Origin of the sequence: Exiguobacterium acetylicum, assembly GCF_019890935.1 — a bacterium.
Lineage (GTDB): Bacteria > Bacillota > Bacilli > Exiguobacteriales > Exiguobacteriaceae > Exiguobacterium_A > Exiguobacterium_A abrahamii.
The window spans coordinates 19,273-35,373 of the sequence record NZ_CP082334.1 but is presented as its reverse complement, the minus strand read 5'-3'; the positions used below and the strand labels follow the sequence as shown (position 1 = coordinate 35,373).

At 40.0% G+C, this 16,101-nt stretch carries 17 protein-coding genes and 2 pseudogenes; 8 read left to right on the top strand and 11 right to left on the bottom strand.

The window, feature by feature from the left end; genetic code table 11:
- Positions 1-6: 6 nt before the first annotated feature.
- From K7G97_RS16685 to K7G97_RS16660, 6 genes are all read right to left on the bottom strand, one after another.
- Positions 7-261: a hypothetical protein gene (locus K7G97_RS16685; RefSeq protein WP_223042119.1), complete on the bottom strand. Its 255-nt coding sequence runs from the start codon at positions 259-261 to the stop codon at positions 7-9.
- A gap of 12 nt (positions 262-273) precedes the next feature.
- Positions 274-2,640 (bottom strand): VirD4-like conjugal transfer protein, CD1115 family, encoded by a 2,367-nt coding sequence (locus K7G97_RS16680; protein WP_223042118.1) that lies wholly within the window; start codon positions 2,638-2,640, stop codon positions 274-276.
- 25 nt (positions 2,641-2,665) lie between these two features.
- A complete protein-coding gene (locus tag K7G97_RS16675; RefSeq protein ID WP_223042117.1) occupies positions 2,666-3,757 on the bottom strand; it encodes a hypothetical protein in 1,092 nt (363 codons plus the stop codon).
- A gap of 92 nt (positions 3,758-3,849) precedes the next feature.
- Complete coding sequence (locus K7G97_RS16670) at positions 3,850-4,074, bottom strand: hypothetical protein (RefSeq protein ID WP_050678812.1); 225 nt, start codon at positions 4,072-4,074, stop codon at positions 3,850-3,852.
- Positions 4,075-4,088: 14 nt separating this feature from the next.
- Positions 4,089-4,277, bottom strand: coding sequence for a hypothetical protein (locus K7G97_RS16665; protein WP_214814041.1), 189 nt, complete (start codon positions 4,275-4,277; stop codon positions 4,089-4,091).
- A 350-nt stretch (positions 4,278-4,627) separates the two neighbouring features.
- A complete protein-coding gene (locus tag K7G97_RS16660; protein WP_223042116.1) occupies positions 4,628-5,116 on the bottom strand; it encodes a helix-turn-helix domain-containing protein in 489 nt (162 codons plus the stop codon).
- Between the two features lie 718 nt (positions 5,117-5,834).
- Between K7G97_RS16660 and K7G97_RS16655 the strand changes: the two genes are divergently transcribed.
- The 4 genes and pseudogenes from K7G97_RS16655 to K7G97_RS17605 form a co-directional block, all read left to right on the top strand.
- Positions 5,835-6,041, top strand: coding sequence for a KTSC domain-containing protein (locus tag K7G97_RS16655; RefSeq protein WP_223042115.1), 207 nt, complete (start codon positions 5,835-5,837; stop codon positions 6,039-6,041).
- 313 nt (positions 6,042-6,354) lie between these two features.
- Entirely contained in the window at positions 6,355-6,489 is a 135-nt protein-coding gene (locus tag K7G97_RS17555) for a hypothetical protein (RefSeq protein WP_262415847.1), read from the top strand.
- A 139-nt stretch (positions 6,490-6,628) separates the two neighbouring features.
- A complete protein-coding gene (locus tag K7G97_RS17610; RefSeq protein WP_223042114.1) occupies positions 6,629-6,856 on the top strand; it encodes an IS3 family transposase in 228 nt (75 codons plus the stop codon).
- 38 nt (positions 6,857-6,894) lie between these two features.
- Positions 6,895-7,144: pseudogene (locus tag K7G97_RS17605) on the top strand (IS3 family transposase); the annotation flags it as partial.
- A 218-nt stretch (positions 7,145-7,362) separates the two neighbouring features.
- Here K7G97_RS17605 and K7G97_RS16640 read toward each other — a convergent pair.
- From K7G97_RS16640 to K7G97_RS16630, 3 genes are read right to left on the bottom strand one after another with little or no spacing between them, the layout of a single operon-like run.
- Positions 7,363-7,938 (bottom strand): hypothetical protein, encoded by a 576-nt coding sequence (locus tag K7G97_RS16640; protein ID WP_223042113.1) that lies wholly within the window; start codon positions 7,936-7,938, stop codon positions 7,363-7,365.
- A 17-nt stretch (positions 7,939-7,955) separates the two neighbouring features.
- The gene (locus K7G97_RS16635) at positions 7,956-8,825 is read right to left on the bottom strand and encodes a hypothetical protein (RefSeq protein ID WP_223042112.1); all 870 of its coding nucleotides are present in this window, start codon (positions 8,823-8,825) and stop codon (positions 7,956-7,958) included.
- Complete coding sequence (locus K7G97_RS16630; protein ID WP_223042111.1) at positions 8,822-9,664, bottom strand: S8 family peptidase; 843 nt, start codon at positions 9,662-9,664, stop codon at positions 8,822-8,824. Before K7G97_RS16630 ends, K7G97_RS16635 begins: the two co-directional genes overlap by 4 nt.
- A 494-nt stretch (positions 9,665-10,158) precedes the next feature.
- Here K7G97_RS16630 and K7G97_RS17640 point away from each other — a divergent pair.
- A pseudogene (locus tag K7G97_RS17640) lies at positions 10,159-10,761 on the top strand (alpha-amylase family glycosyl hydrolase); the annotation flags it as partial.
- Complete coding sequence (locus K7G97_RS17635; protein ID WP_441316688.1) at positions 10,753-11,370, top strand: alpha-amylase family glycosyl hydrolase; 618 nt, start codon at positions 10,753-10,755, stop codon at positions 11,368-11,370. The pseudogene K7G97_RS17640 and the gene K7G97_RS17635, both read left to right, overlap by 9 nt.
- A 175-nt stretch (positions 11,371-11,545) precedes the next feature.
- Here K7G97_RS17635 and K7G97_RS17550 read toward each other — a convergent pair whose 3' ends face one another.
- Both K7G97_RS17550 and K7G97_RS17600 read right to left on the bottom strand, forming a co-directional pair.
- Positions 11,546-11,680: a hypothetical protein gene (locus K7G97_RS17550; RefSeq protein ID WP_262415846.1), complete on the bottom strand. Its 135-nt coding sequence runs from the start codon at positions 11,678-11,680 to the stop codon at positions 11,546-11,548.
- A gap of 635 nt (positions 11,681-12,315) precedes the next feature.
- Positions 12,316-12,426: a helix-turn-helix domain-containing protein gene (locus K7G97_RS17600; protein WP_223042145.1), complete on the bottom strand. Its 111-nt coding sequence runs from the start codon at positions 12,424-12,426 to the stop codon at positions 12,316-12,318.
- A gap of 311 nt (positions 12,427-12,737) precedes the next feature.
- Here K7G97_RS17600 and K7G97_RS16615 point away from each other — a divergent pair, with 311 nt between their 5' ends.
- Together K7G97_RS16615 and K7G97_RS16610 are read left to right on the top strand one after the other, a co-directional pair.
- Positions 12,738-14,888, top strand: coding sequence for a DEAD/DEAH box helicase (locus K7G97_RS16615; RefSeq protein ID WP_223042110.1), 2,151 nt, complete (start codon positions 12,738-12,740; stop codon positions 14,886-14,888).
- Positions 14,885-15,592, top strand: coding sequence for a DUF2290 domain-containing protein (locus tag K7G97_RS16610; protein ID WP_223042109.1), 708 nt, complete (start codon positions 14,885-14,887; stop codon positions 15,590-15,592). Before K7G97_RS16615 ends, K7G97_RS16610 begins: the two co-directional genes overlap by 4 nt.
- The last annotated feature ends 509 nt before the right edge of the window (positions 15,593-16,101 follow it).

Sequence of the window (16,101 nt, the reverse complement as noted above, 5' to 3'; positions counted from 1 at the left end):
CTTTTCCTATGATGACACCTGTTTCGAATCCGTTAGATCGCCATTACTGACGTGAACCCGGAAATCGAATGTGTCTATAAGCGTAACAGTTTTTCGGTCGCCTGAATCTGGGTCTTCTTCCTCAAATATAACGAGGAATCCGTCCTGGGTCTGGATGTTTAAGACTTCTCCGCGACGGAGGCGTTTCTTATTCTCCTTGATGATGGTCGCGATGACGCGGAGTTCACGCTGAACGCGTTCCGTGCGTGTCAGTTCTGTCATATGATGCCCTCCTTAGGTGCCATGCCGAAGTTTCTCGAGTCGTTTACTGATGATTGTCTTCAAAAAGTGACGCTGGTTGTCCGTCACAGGTATTGTTTTATCAAGAATGCCTTGTTCGAACAGATCAATCGATAACGTATCGTATTCGGTCGTCTCAAAGATCGAGCGGAGAATTTTCGGCTGCAGGACATCGCAAACGCGCCATTCTGTTGCGTCAAGTATGTCCTTATCCGTCTCAACCGTTTTCGCTGCAACTGAGGCGCCGAGATGGAAGGGGACACGAAGCGTATTCAGATCGAGGTGGGCATGCGCGCAGGGAATGACGAGGTCGTTGATGGAACGGTCCGTGTTAAAGTCATCCGCCAAGTATTCATAGCGGTATTTCATCGCCGTTCGTCCGGTCAGGAAAAGAGGATAGGACTGGATCCGTTTCTGTTGTTTGTCTTGCCGCTTGATGACACGGATAATCAATATCTCTCCTTCCTTCAATCCCATCACCTCGGTTGCCGTCAGCAAGCGCCGACCATCGACACTCTCCGTCTTTGACTTTGAAAACGAAAAGGTCTGTCCGGAACGCGACTTCGTGACGATCGTTTGCTCCCCGAGCTTCTTCGAAATCAATTCTGCCGTCGACTCATCTGCTGTCAATAAGTAGTGCGTGTTCCCGCAGTTCCCGTCGATCGTCTTCCAATCCTCCCCGTAGAGGTTCTCGAGTTGTGCGTAGGACTGGATGACGAGGTTGAAGCGGATGTTCCGGCCGAGACAGACGGTGATGATGTTCGCCATCCCTTCAATCGCTGGCATGTTCCCAAATTCGTCGAGCAGGAAGATAACCTGGCGTTCACAACGTCCGCTCGTCGCTTGCGAGGCGACGCGAGCGAGCGAGGTATAGACTTGTTTGACGTACAGTGAGGCGATGACATTCAGTGTTGGATCATAGTCCGGAACGATCAGGAACACGGCGACGGGGCGCGGATGCTGTCGAATCTCCCGGATGTCAATCGGTGCATCCGTCGTCCAGTCGAAGACACCGTCCGTCTCGTCTCTCCAACCTGAGAGTGACACGGTGTACTGCTGTCTTTCACTTTCTACAGTGATATCAGTATCCACTTCGAGGTTTTCTTCGTGATGGAGTACAAAACTCCCGTCGTCGTCCGTCGTCAAGGCGAGTTGTTTTCCACTTGGAAAGTAGAACGTCAACCGTGACAAGGGAAGGGCACGTCCACGAATCCAACGATTGAAACCGATCAGTTTCATGTCAAGTGAGTTCTGTGCCGTCAAGCGTGCCGTCGCATCAAGCGTAAAAATCCCGAGCTTAGCATTCGTATTAGCGAGGATACTCGCGCGCGTCTGACCACCGGAGAAGTGAAGCGTCGCGTATTGCATACGTGCCGGATGATTCTCCGGAAACGATGCGAAGAAGGCATCGAGTGCCGATTGTTCCTGTCCCATTCCATCGATGACTGTGCGTGAACCGAGATCGGATAACATCAAAGCGACGTTATACATCGTGATCTTCTCCGGTTCATATTTTGCTTGTTCGCATAATCCGAGAATCAAGGCGGTACAAAGGTCCGTCGAAGAGTTGCTCCAGAACGGATCCTTTGCCTTCGGGTCATGATAGAGCATGTAGGCGACCGAACGGGCATACTGTTGGGCGAGGGAGTAGTTCTCGTCCAAATAGGCGTCGATCGTCAGCTGCAACAGGTTATAGGACATCGATTGCGACGGATTCATCAAATTCAGGACTTCGACTTGATAGCCGCGTGCTTCGAGTGTCTCTTTGGAAGCGGCAAACAGTTCGCCTTTTGGATCATTGATAATCAAGCTCGCTTGGCGTTCGGCACGACTGTAGAGATCGATCGTCGAGAAGACAAACGTCTCACCCTTCCCGGATCGTGTCGTCCCGATGACGAGATTGTTGACAGCACTATCATCGATGTAGAGACGATCACGATAACGACCAACCGGGACACCACCAGATCCGCTATAGGTCTCTTTACGGTCCGGAACATCGCGATACTGCTGTTTCAGCTCTTGGAACGTCGTGAAGCGAGCACTACCTTTCTGTGCTGCCTTGAGATCGCGGAAATTGAGCCAATACTTCAATAAAAGAAATCCTCCTAAGAGGAAGCAGACACCGAACAAAGCGAGAGCGAAGGAGGTCGACCAGGCGAGCGTCGTCCACCAACTCGATTCGTATCGTAGCGGGGAACCGGTCGTTAACTTCCCGTCTTGAAAGAGATTTTGGATTGTTTGTTGTAAGAACTGAAATGCTACGTTGAGTACTAAGAACAACACAGTCGGTAAAGCAATCAAAAAGGCAAGACATCGCCACAGCCAAGCGGATGTAACGAGAGAACGAAGTGAGAAGTTCATCATTATTTCAGTCACCACACTTTCATTAAAAAAGTGAAGATACTTGTCGTTGCTTCGCTTCGAGCGACGCATTGAGCTTTTCGAGTTCTTTTTTGTCCGTCTTCTCTGATAACTGGCGTTTTTGATCCTCGAGTGCTTGAATTTCCTCATCCAGCTGGACGAGTGTTGCCACTTGCTCCTTCAATTCTTCGTCGTGAACCAACTTTACACTTTCTTGTGCCTTTGTCACATCTTTCAATGCGATGTAAGCGCGTGTTTTGGCTTCCTGACGTGCTGTCGTCATCTCGACGCCCGTAAGCGAGACGGCACGTTTATAGTCTTTCTGCAAGATAGAAAGATCGAACGTTCCTTCGTCCGTCGGATAAACGGCTTGGAAGGCTTGCAGCGTATCCTGACGATTGGTCGCGAATCGTTTCGACTGCATGATGATCGTCTCGACATCGATTGGATCCTTCGTCACGGAGACCGCTTGGTCGTAGTCCTGTTCTTCGACATACTGTGTAATCAGGAATTGCTGTTGTTCATCGTTCAACGACTTTCGTTTTTCGAGTCGTTCGACGAGTGGACCCGTCTCTCCCGTCAACGCTGCTTCATACAATGGTTGCCAATCTGACGTTTCCGCTTGGACGCCGCTCGGTGGATCCGGCTGCACGAGTTGGACAACGGACAACGCACCGAGGAGCAAGAGGCTGACACCGCTGACGCCGTAGACGAGACGACGTTGCCCGCGACGTAAGCGGGAGACGTGTGTCGCATTCGACTGTTGCTGAATCACTGACGTCGTCATCGTCTTGTAGGATTCCGGCGTCAAACGTTCTAGGTTCTCGAGTAATAGGATCTTCTTCGTCGCATCCTCCTTTCGGATCCGAATACGCGGGATCCGATCCTTCAGCTGCAGATAAAGATTGGGATAGATCAGATCACCGAACTGGAACATTCCTTTGTAGACGAGTTGGTCAGCATCATCAAAAATCCGGAACTCACTCGCGAAGCGTTCGTTCGCTTGCTGGGCTTCTTGATGGACTTGTGTCGATAACAAAAGCGCCTCCTCATATGGGAGACGCTCATAGTTCGGAAAGCCATCTTTCGGTACATCTGTGAAACGGACGAAGAGCATACATTCTCCTCCTTTGAAGCAAGACATCGTAACGAGGGCAATAAAAAAAGCCATCCAATTTGGAATGACGGTCTGTGAAATCACTTATTCAATTAGAATTTGATGTTGTCGTTGACCATCTCCGCCAGCGTGAAGGCACCCATGACAATGATCAGACCAACGGCACCACCGACGAGCCAACCGACTGCTTTCGATCGTCCACGATCTCCCCCGAAGATGAAGTAGAATCCACCAACTGCGAAGGCGATGGCTGCCGCGATGACAGCGAGTCCTTGAAAGAACTGGAGTAAGCTGAGTCCTGTCTCATTTAATCCCATCTGTTTTCCTCCTCTCAATCCCGTGACGCGGATGTAGGCGATGTGAAGTTCAGTTTCGAGTCGAGCGCTTCTAAAATCAGTTCCTGATTCTCCTGGATGACGAGTTGATGTTGGGCGTCGAGCCACTCCTCATAGTCTTTCCCTTGGATCCGGAGCAACTTCTCGGCAAAGGTCTTGTTTTGCTTCTGTTCACGTGTCGGCATGGCGTACACTCCTTCCTTGAGATCGATGCGCAGCAACACATCCTTAAGGACAGTCGAAGTGAAGCAAGGTGGTGGGTTTAGAGCATGTTTCCCCACGAACTCTAATGTCCAGTACGGAACATCTGTCTAGGGTTTTTCGCTGACCCTCAACGAATGCGTGACCTGTGGGCGAGTTTTAGGCGACTCTCGCCGAACCATTTCTGCGTATATCCCGCTCACCCGGTCACTCGTGAGGGACACGCCAATATATGTTTGGAAGGACTGTCCTTAGCGATATGCTGCTACGGTCATCAATTCCTCTTTTCATTGTTTCGTGTTATTTCATAAATAGATACGTATTCATAGATGGTTCACTGATGAACGAGTTTGCGACGTGAGACGTGAATCAACTCATCATTTAGGTGCTTCCGTTTAGCAATGACCTGATTCTCACCGACGACGGTACGAATCCGGTAATAGATCTGCGAAATTTCTCGCGTCTCTTTACTCTCTTGTTCAATCGCAATTCGCCCGTGTAGCTGGTATGTCTTGCCGTCGAACGTGCGGACAGAATCCGCTAGCGGAAGTTCTGCTAGATCAAAACGTTCTTGCTTTAGATTGGACCAGTTTCGCTTCTTCTCCACTCTTAAGTCGAATTCATCCCAAGGGATGGATCCCAGTGTCTGTTCACAGGCTATCGCAAGAATTTGGACATCCAAGATAGAAGGAAGTGAACGATTCCGCTCATAAGCGCTGATGGCAGCCTGTGAAATCTCTCCATATGTCTTTTCAGCTAACTCTACCTGGCTCCAGCCATGTTCGAGACGTTCTCGTCGTAACCACTCTCCGAATCGGTACATAGAACATGCTCCTTTCCTTTGAGAACTACCGTGTGACAATGTTTTCCTGTTGATAGTTAGAATATAGCAGATTATTCTGTTAATTCAATTACTATTTTGATGTTTCAAACATGTTACGTATGTCGAATTTTGACGATACTAGTTATACCAAGACCTACTTGCTTAGAAATAAGAATATAGAATAAATATGTATTCAAAGTGTAAAATTTTTTCATCTTACTAGACTATGAAGATAGAGTGTTGCTTTAAAGATTACTAAATTATACCCGGATCAAGGAGAGTCAGTATTTTGCCGTTCAGCATAGTGACTCTTTTACTTCTAGCAATATATAGGTGATGATAATTGTACGTGAGGCATGCTGACAGCTGACATAATAAATAATTTCTTCTTAATAATCTGCATCACTATGGGAAAAAGGATTAATTCAACATGTTTTCAATTAGTTGCTTCAGATAACGATAAATTTAAGTACCAATATATCTTGAATATGAATTTTATCTTCTTAAAAAGTAATTTCCATTTTTGAACAATTTAAACCGACAGTTCACATAAACTAAATGATAGTTATTATGATGCATACAATATTCTAGCCGATAGGTTGTACAATTTATTTAAACTTTTTTAAGCTATGCTCGTTTTAATTCGGCTCCTTTTATCAATATATTTCCTAATTTAAAAATAAAAGGGTACAGTAGTTCGTATAAAGGTGGTGATATCATGCAAATGATTCCAGTTGCTTCCTCTAATCTTGCAGCTGTTGGTTATGATCAAGACATTATGGTAGTTTCATTTCGTAATGGAACTGCTTATGAGTATTCTTCTGTCCCTAAATCCGTTTACGAAGGATTATTATCCGCATCTTCTAAAGGACAGTATCTCCACAGTTTTGTGAAAGGGAGATACAGTTATCGAAAACTAAGATAATCCTGTGTTAAAACTTCTAAATTGATTTTTAGAAAAACCCAGCATGAGCATGTTTTCGATTCCTGTCTAAAGAAAAGGAATCTAAATTAACAAAGCAGAAGTTTTTTTTCAATTAGTAAGAAAAATCACTACCTCGCTCTCGCTGGCATTTAAACTGGAGGTATTAAACGACATGGTGACCAATAAGCTGTCCAATAGAGAGACGGCCGTAAAACACCGAATTTTCTCCCCGGGGATGATCTCGAGATAGCGATCGACGTATGATCGGGAAGGGACCGCAGGTCTGGTCGCCAGACCGAAAGGACGTGCCCCGATGATGAGACGCAAGAAGAAAAAATTTGAAGAGATGACAGAAGTCGAGAATCTCAAAGAGCGGATCGAGTATCTCGAGATGGAGAACGCTGCGTTAAAAAAATTGAAAGCCTTGGTTCAAGAAGAGAATGCGTGACGAACCGGATCAAGGCACAAATAATCGACGAATTGCGGTCAATCTATCCCGTTCCGGGATTCCTCCGCGTGCTCGATATGGCACGGAGTGTCTATTACTATTGGCGGAGGACGCGCCTGACTGGCGATGACAAGCAGAGTTGAAGTCGACCCTGCATACTCGCTTCCACGAACACAAGGGACGATGTGGCTATCGTCGCATCCACGCACTTCTCGAACGCCAAGGCTTCCGGCACGATCCGAAGACCGTACGCCGTCTAATGAACGAGCTCGGTCTCAAATATCTCGTCCTTTATAGAAGCGATACCGCTCCTATAAAGGACGAGTCGGAGAGGTCGCACCGAATCACTTCAAGACCACCGGTCTAAACCAGAAATAGATGGCATTATCAGAATCGAGCGTTCGTCGGTACGCATACGAGCACGGCATTACGCAAAGCATATCCCGTAGGCAACTGCCTCGACAACGCAGCCACCGAAAGCTTCTTCGCCGTTCTCAAGTCAGAGCTCCTATATCTCAAGGAGTTCGATGACATGGACCACTTCAAATATGAGCTTGAGCGTTACATCGAGTACTATAACCATCGCCGTATCAAGAGACGACTAAAAAACCTGAGCCCGGTGGAATACCGGACTCAGGTCCTCATGGTCCCCTGACAAATTATTTATTATCTAACTCTTTTGGTTCAGTTCAGCAGCTGGAGGGCGTTTTGTTTAGTGAAGAGTGACAGCTTGATAGATCCATTCATAAAAGTCTCGATTGCAGGATCGAAGATCCTAACGATACGATGACCTTTGCAGCGTATGTGATTTTATGACGGATATGCTGATCTGAAATCGATAGGACGACGAGATGAAACATACAAAAAAATCAATTATACTAAGTTCCAACGTTGTAAATCTTCAAGATAATCACGATATGATTCTTTATATTCTTCATCAGTTAGTTCTCTAGCCTGAACAACTAATTTTTTTACATTTACATCTGAAAAATGAGCTCCTCCTACAAGAGAATATAAATATGAGCCAACTACTTCAGACTGATTTCTTACAAGAAAACCAGTAATATATTTACCATCAAGACTTTCGAGAACGATATCAAGACGTCGTCCTTCCATTTCATCAAGAAGTAACTGATTGTAAATCGCATCCTGTTCATTTTTAAATCTATATTTTCTGTTTCTTTTTTTGTTATCATCAATTTCCCATTGAAAGTCTTTTAGCTCTTTAGTAGTAAAAATTTTACTTAGAATTTGAATATCGTCAATTTTTAAGCAACAGAAGATACTATCATATTCCAACTGATCGTCATTAATTAAATCCATAATTTCAGTTTTATCAATCTTTACAGCTTTATATCTTCTTATGATTCTGTCCACAACCTGTTCTTTATCTAAAACCAGTTGATTTTTTCGATTTTGAAACTTGTTGTGAAGCAATTTATAATCCATATTACATACCTCCAATATTAGACCGGACTTCCATAAAAGGCATGACACTTTGGAGCTCTCTTATATGGATGCCAGTGATAATAACGACCTTTTTTAGGTTTCCCCTTATATTGATCAACTTCATGAATAGGCGATCCAGACAAATTTGCACCAGCCGCTACAGATTTTGCTCTAGATTTCGTCGAAGACCAAATATCTTTTCCACTCTTTAGACGAGACACTGCACTTCCCTTAGAAATCCCTTTTCCAATGTATAAACCTCCATTACTTAATTGAGCTTGAAAGTAAGAGTAGTTTTTATTTTTCTTTGCTTTAGTCTCAATAACATGAGCTACCCCACTTACAATAATGATACCACCCGCTTGGAATAGAGCATTCATCACGGCTGGAGTAATAACTAATCCTAATGGAACTGCTAGTGGTAAGATAGATGCTTTTGCTTCTTGTGAATCACTTTCAAATACTTCATTTTGGTTTTCATCTAAATAAATCAATTGATAATCTTCTTCTGTGACATCTTCATCTAGTACATCAGTTTCTTCTTTTACATTTCCTTCTGTTGCATTAACTTTAATCGAATACTTTTCAGTTTCACCATTAAATTCTGTAACCGTAATAGGAATACTCTCTGCACCAGGCTCAATACTCAATTTTAATGAACCAACTTCTCCATCAGCATTTTCCAGTTCAACTTCTGTATCAAACCCATCTTCAAAATTTATATCTTTAACTTTAATATTTTCATCACTCAATAATGCAGTGAATTTTTCTTCAATCGCTTGTTGAGTTATAACATTTGAGTCTAAATTTTGTTCTGCGTAAGTATATGGACTTGAAAACTGTCCAATCATTAGTGTGAATAGTAGTAAGATGATAATTTTTTTCATAAGTTTTCTCCTTTAGAGTATAGACTAAGCATTCCTGCTCCAACATATTCTTTTTTTGATTCCATTTCTTTCGTTAGTGTTGAATGCTTGTCTAAATTATTTAAAAAAACACTTAAATCATTCTGAGCAACTGAATCGTGAGCTATGTAGCTAGCTAATGTAGCTGTTATATATGGTGCTGCAAAAGAACTTCCACTAACTTTGATTTTGTTTTCAAGTTGATCTTTAGTTACGACATTATCCCCTGGCGCTATAAAGTCAATTTTTCCTTTTGCAGCATAACGAGGAACTCGATCTTCATTTGTATCATAGGCGTTTACTGAAATGACATTTTTGTAGCGTGCCGGATAGTCGGATTGCATTCCGAATCTATTACCCGCAGATCCTATAATTAAAATGCCTTTCATTGTCGCTCGATTTATAGATTCTCTAATTTTAGGATCATCATGATTAAATCCAAAGCTAATATTTATTAAATTCACATTGTTCTCTATTGCATAATTAATTCCTTCAATAAAATCTTTTTTTGTTACATTTCCTTTGTTATCCATCACTTTAATTGAATAAACCGTTGAGTTATCCCATGTACCAGATTCTTTAAGTCTATTCTTTAAAATATGGAACACTCCAGTTCCATGACCATATTCATCATTAGTTTTTTTAGATTCTATCACATTATATTGCGTTACATTTTTTTCGGAAGAACTGATGCCACTATCCAATATTGCGATACTGATCTTTTTGGATGTTGGAATATGATCATTACTAAGTGTCCACCACAATATAATTCCGGAGATTGATAAAAAAGTAAGTAAATAGATAAATTTTTGCTTTTTCATTTTTCACCGATCCTAACTTAATCTAGAGTCATGAAATGCTAGTTATTTTAATAAATAGATACCTCCTTTTATTATGATTACCAATAAAGTTCCAACAGACCATATTATTACATAAAAAAGGAGGTGACCCAATAGTTAATATTGATTTTTTACATAAATAGAGATAAAAAATTCATTTTTTTTTAATTATTAAGAACTATCTTACCTTTTCACTACTGATATATCTTGAACTTATAAAGCTTTAATAAGTAATCTTGACTACTTAAAACTAGCCGAAGCGTTAGCTATTGAGATGAAGCATTAAATCGCTGGGGTGAAACCATTTTTTCAACAGTAAATTTTGCGATAAGGACCAACGAAATGCGTTAACCGAAGCTGATCTTCTGTTCATAGATACAAAAGACCTCGCGCTCGAAAATGTCTTAACACAGATTTAAGAATAGACGCCTCGAGAGATATCACTCGAGGCTCTATTTCATGAGGAGGGAAATGGAATGAAACGCACATGGTGGAAAGAGGCTGTCGTGTATCAAGTATACTGGCGAAGTTTTTCCTGGATACGAATGGCGACGGATATGGCGACCTGGAAGTTTGTCCGTCGGAAGTTGCCTTATATTAAAGAACTAGGAGCCGACTTAGTATGGCTCAACCCGTTTTACGTATCACCAGACAGGGACAACGGATATGACATCGCCGACAATTATAGCGTCATGGATAAAGCAGGGACGATGACGGATTTCGAACGATTGTTAGAGGAAGCCCATGCAATCAGACTCAAAGTCATCTTAGACCTTGTTGTCAACCACATGTCGGATCAACATCCTTAGTTTTTAGAGGCGAAAACCTCGATCACTTCCGCGAAACGAGATTATTACATCTGGCACGATCCAATTGACGGCGAAGCACCCAATAATTGGCGCTCCTACTTTACCCCATCATGTTGGAAGTACGAAGCGAAGAGCGAACAGTATTATTATCATTCGTTCGCCGTCGAACAACCAGATCTCAACTGGGAGAACGAAGCCTTGCGGAACAAAATCTATACCATGATGCGGTTCTGGCTCGATAAAAGAATCGACGGTTTCCGAATGGATGTCATCAACCAGCTCGCGACACTCACACACACGCTCCCCGGAATGCCATACATCTACCAAGGGGAAGAAATCGGCATGACAGGTGTCGTATTCGATTCCATTGATGATTATCAAGACATTGCCATGAAGAATCGCTACAGCGAAGAAGTAGCGAAAGGTCGAAATCCACAAGAAGTGTTGTCGAGTTTGCAACCTCTTAGTCGTGATAACTCACGTAAGATGCAGTGGAATGATTCGACCGAGTCTGGCTTCACGGACGGCGTTCCATGGATGAGGGTCAAGAACTATGTCGAGCTGAACGTCGAGATGGACTTACGCCGAGAGAATTCTGTGTTCCGCTACTATCAAGAGCTGATCCATCTTCGGAAAACGAACGAAGCACTGGTTTATGGGGACTTCAAAGATTTATTGCCAGAACATCCTGTCATTCATGCGTATGAGCGTCACCTCGACGAAGATAGGTTCATGATCGTCTTGAATCACTCGGACGAAGATGTGGTACTTCCGTTATCTCCAGACTTTCAAGACATGGTCTTACAAAACGTATCAAATGAAACGGATACATTACGACCATACGAAGCTCGAATCTATAAAACGAAGAATTCATCCTAATCATTCTTCATCTTACTTATATAGAGATTATTAATTCTTATCGATACGGATAATTCATGATGTATCTTTAAATCAATGAATAAAAATTCTGGACTTCTTCATAGAATTGTAACGTTAAACTCAATCCCGTGACGCGGATGTAGGCGATGTGAAGTTCAGTTTTTGAATCAAGTGCTTATAAAATCAGGTCCTGGTTCTCTTGGATAACGAGTTGATGTTGGATATCGAGCCACTCTTCATACTCTTTCCCTTGGATCCGGAGCAACTTCTCGACAAAGGTCTTGTTCTGCTTCTGTTCACGTGTCGGCATGACGTACACTCCTTCCTTGAGATCGATAGCAGCACATCCTTAAGGACAGTCGAAGTGAAGCAAGGCGGTGGGTTTAGAGCACGTTCCCCTATGAACTCTAATGTCCAGAGTATCGGACACCTGTCTAGGGTTTTTCGCTGACCCTCAACGAATATGTGACCTGTGGTCTAAATTTAGGCGACTCTCGCCGAACCATTTCTGCGTATATACCGCTCATCCGGTCACACATGAGGGACACGCCGGTATGTGATTGGATTGACTGCCCTTAGCGATATGCTACTACGATCATCATTTTCTCAATGATTATTCATTTTACTTCGTAAGTAGATACATATTCGTTCGTCGTTATTAGTGAATCAATCTGTGAGACGAGACGTGGATTAACTCGTCATCCGGATGCTTTCGTTTGGTAATGATTTGATTCTCACCGACGACTGTACGGATCCGGTAATTGAGCTGTGATATTTCTTATGTCTCCTTGCTCTCTTATTCGATAGCAATACGACCATGTAGCTTGTATGTCTTGCCGTCGAATGTACGAACAGAGTCCGCAAGCGAGAGTTCGGCCAAATCGAAACGTTCGTGCTTCAGGTTCGACTAGTTTTTTTCTTTTCCATCCTCAAGTCGAATTCATCCTAAGGTACGGATCCAAGCGACTGCTCACAGGCTGTCGCAAGAATCTGGATATCAAGGATGGAAGGAAGTGAACGATTTCTCTCGTAAGCACTGATGGTTGCCTGCGAAATCCTTTTCTGCTAACTCCACTTGACTCCAACCATGTTCTAGGCGTTCACGTCGTAACCACTCTCCGAATTGGTACATATACATGCTCCTTTCCTTTAACAAGACTTATAAAAGATGTGATTTACAATAAATATTTTTGGCTTAATTAAAAATGTTATAATAGAAAAAGATATAAGTAGTAAGATTTAATTTAATTAAGAAATTGATAAAAAATTGAATTATTTTTTACTCATGAGATTCAATATTGACAAAGAGAGAACATCCTATGGTATTTTAATTTGTTACAAAATTATATTTTCAAGGAGGAAATAAGTTGATTGAAATAATAATTCCGCATTCTGACTTTGAAGCAGATATTGAAGCCGTTAAATTTGTCGATTACTTAAAAAATCATCAAGAAGAATTATCTCTCCAAAATTCCAAGCTTTATTATAGGTATCCTCTCCTCAAAGAATTTGATGAAAATTTAAGATTCCCCGGATTTATGTTAGTAAGTCCTTTACACGGTATAATTATATTTTCAAAAGATAACCAATCAAACAGGACCTTTGATGAAGAAAAGATTTTTGGATTATATGAAGACTTAGATGAATTATTTGGTTTTATTCTTGCAAGGCTGATCAAAATTCCAAATTTACGCAAAAAAAGGTCACGTCGAGATTTAAATGTTCAAATTGAAAGTGTCATTTATACACCTAACTATACTGGTGATTTACCAAACATTGAAGATTATGATCATAAAAGTGTAAAAGAATTAGGAGAATTAACAGCATTGCTTAATTCATTAAAAACTGATGAAATATCTGAAGATAAATTGAAAGATATTTATTCAATTATTGATGGTACGAGAAATATGCCAAGACCAACTAAACGTGATGTAAATCCTTCAGAGAATTTAAAGGGAGCTATTTTAAGCAAATTGGATTCTCAAATTGCTACTTTTGACCAGCAACAAAGGTTGGCTGCTTTAACTATTACGGATGGTCCTCAACGTATTCGCGGAATGGCTGGTTCTGGTAAAACTATAATTTTAGCTATGAAAGTTGCGCTACTACACATTAAAAATCCTAATGCTAAAATACTTTATACTTTTTATACAAAAAGTTTATACGATCAAGTTAAACAGCTAATCACACGATTTTATAGAATGTATGATGATACTGATCCTAATTGGGATAATATTCATATTTTACATGCTTGGGGAGGAAAAAGTTTACCTGGCGTTTACTATAATTCTTGTATTCAAAACAACGTAAAGCCATTAACACTTGCTGAAGCAAAAAAACAATCTTATTTACAAGGTAAGTCAGAAAATGCATTTGAGTTTATCTGTGATGATTTACTCTTAAAAACAGAAGGAAATCTACACAGAATCTATGATTATGTGATGATGGATGAAGGACAAGACTTCCCTAAAACTTTCTATTGGTTATGTAGAAAATTAGTGAAAAATGATTGTTTAATTTGGGCATATGATGAATTACAAAATATTTTAGATATTGAATTGCAAGAAACTCTAGATTTATTTGCCAACCCATACGGAGACGAGGGGTTTTCACTACCAGATTTACAACAACATCATCCTCATCAGAATAATGATATTGTTTTGCATAAAAGTTATAGAAATCCAGCAGAAATTCTTGTCACAGCCCATGCTTTAGGTTTTGGAATCTACAATGATAAGCCCATTCAACGATTAGAAAATAAAGATCATTGGGAAGATTTGGGGTATGAAGTGATTAAAGGTAATTGCATTTCAGGTGAAGAAACTGAAATCAAAAGACCTTTGGAAAATAGTCCATCAATAATTTCAGAAGAATATGATAAGGATGAGATAGTAAGAGTTCATGTTGCCAATAATTTTTCAAGTGAAGTTGAATGGGTTTGTAATGGAATATTAAATGACATCCAGCAAAAACTTTTACCAGAAGACATAATGGTTATCTGCTTAGATGATCGAAACATACGCGATTATTTTGATTCGATTGAGGATACGCTTTCTTCTCATAATATCTTTGTGAACAATGTATTAAGTTCATATAGTGGAGATGTTTTTCATATAAAAAACAAAGTAACCTTAACAACTGTATATAGAGCTAAAGGAAACGAAGCAGCATCAGTATATATAATTGGAGCTGATAGTTTAAAAAATGGTCGTTTAAATATTGTTTCACGAAATAAGTTATTTACTTCTATGACAAGAGCAAAAGCATGGCTAAGTGTCTCAGGTACTGGAACAGAGTTTTCTTATATTGTAGAAGAAATATCAACAGCAAAAAGTAATTTCCCAAGCATGAACTTTATTTATCCTGGTATTGAAGAAATTAAAACTTTAAGAAGGGAACTGGCAAAGGAAAATGAAGAAATGAATCGAAAACGAGAAGCTATGCTAAGAACATTAAGTGAATTAGGTATGAATACAGAAGAAGCAATTAAAATGTTACAGGATGACAATAAGAAATGAGTATTTCACTAGGAAAATTAAAAACAGAATTCTTATTTGCTAAAAAAACATTACAATTAATGGATATTGAATATGAAGAAAATTTACAAAAGTCAAAAAATCTATTAAACAGTGATTTTAGTCAAGATTTTAAACATGCTTCATTAAAAAAAGATTATTATAATACTTATAAAATTGCTCGTGATAATCAAGATTATACACTTTTATTAAAAGATTTTTCTTTTTTTCAATTTGGATATACTTTAAGTAAAGATAGTCGAATTGAAGAGTTGAGATATGCTTACTATGAAACTCCATCGATGGTCGAAAAATATGAAGTGTTTTTAGAAAATATGGGATTTACTTTGGAAGAAGTGGGAAATGAATTTTTTGAAGAGTATCAACAGTTTGTAAGCGAAGCACAATTAAAAAATCATGTAACTAGTATTAGATATGATTTTTCAATTGAGCAGGGTCAAGAACTCGTCCATCCTACATCTCATCTTCATATTGGCCAAGAAAATGACGTTAGAATTCCAATGTCCTTTATTATGACTCCACAAACGTTTGTTGCATTTGTAATTCGTCATTGTTATTGGATACAATGGAAAGAAAAAATTAAAGATCCTGAAATTCGTGATTTTTATTTAAAAATACATGACAACAATCACGTATTAACATCGCATTTTTTTACGATGATGGAAAAAAAAGATATTCATTTCTAATTTAAATGATTTATAATATTGATATTTAATTTTAAATACTATCAATATGGATTGAATTGACCCGGTCTACTGGGCTAATCTAAATTTATAAGACAATAAATAGCATCTTCAAAGTGGTACACTTTTAAAATGTACTGACGTTGAAGGTGTTTTTATCCTAGAAAAAAATTACACTACATTTAATACAACTTACTTTCAAACAATTGTGAAAGAGGAATGTTGAATAGAATAGAGGATTACACTTACATCAAATTTCTCAATTTACTCTCTCTATCACCCTACTCTATTATTATTATTTGACTTCTATACTAATAATTAATCTCCTGAACAAATTTTTCGCGTTTCTTTCTACAGTTAATCTTGTAATATTAATTGGACTGACGCCTTAATCGCTATATGATTTGATATTATTAATAGCAATCTCCATCTCAACAGCAAAAAACAATCTTATTTATGAGTATGTAATTTATTTGGTGCTCGAGGATTTTCTTTTTTTATGTTATTTTTAA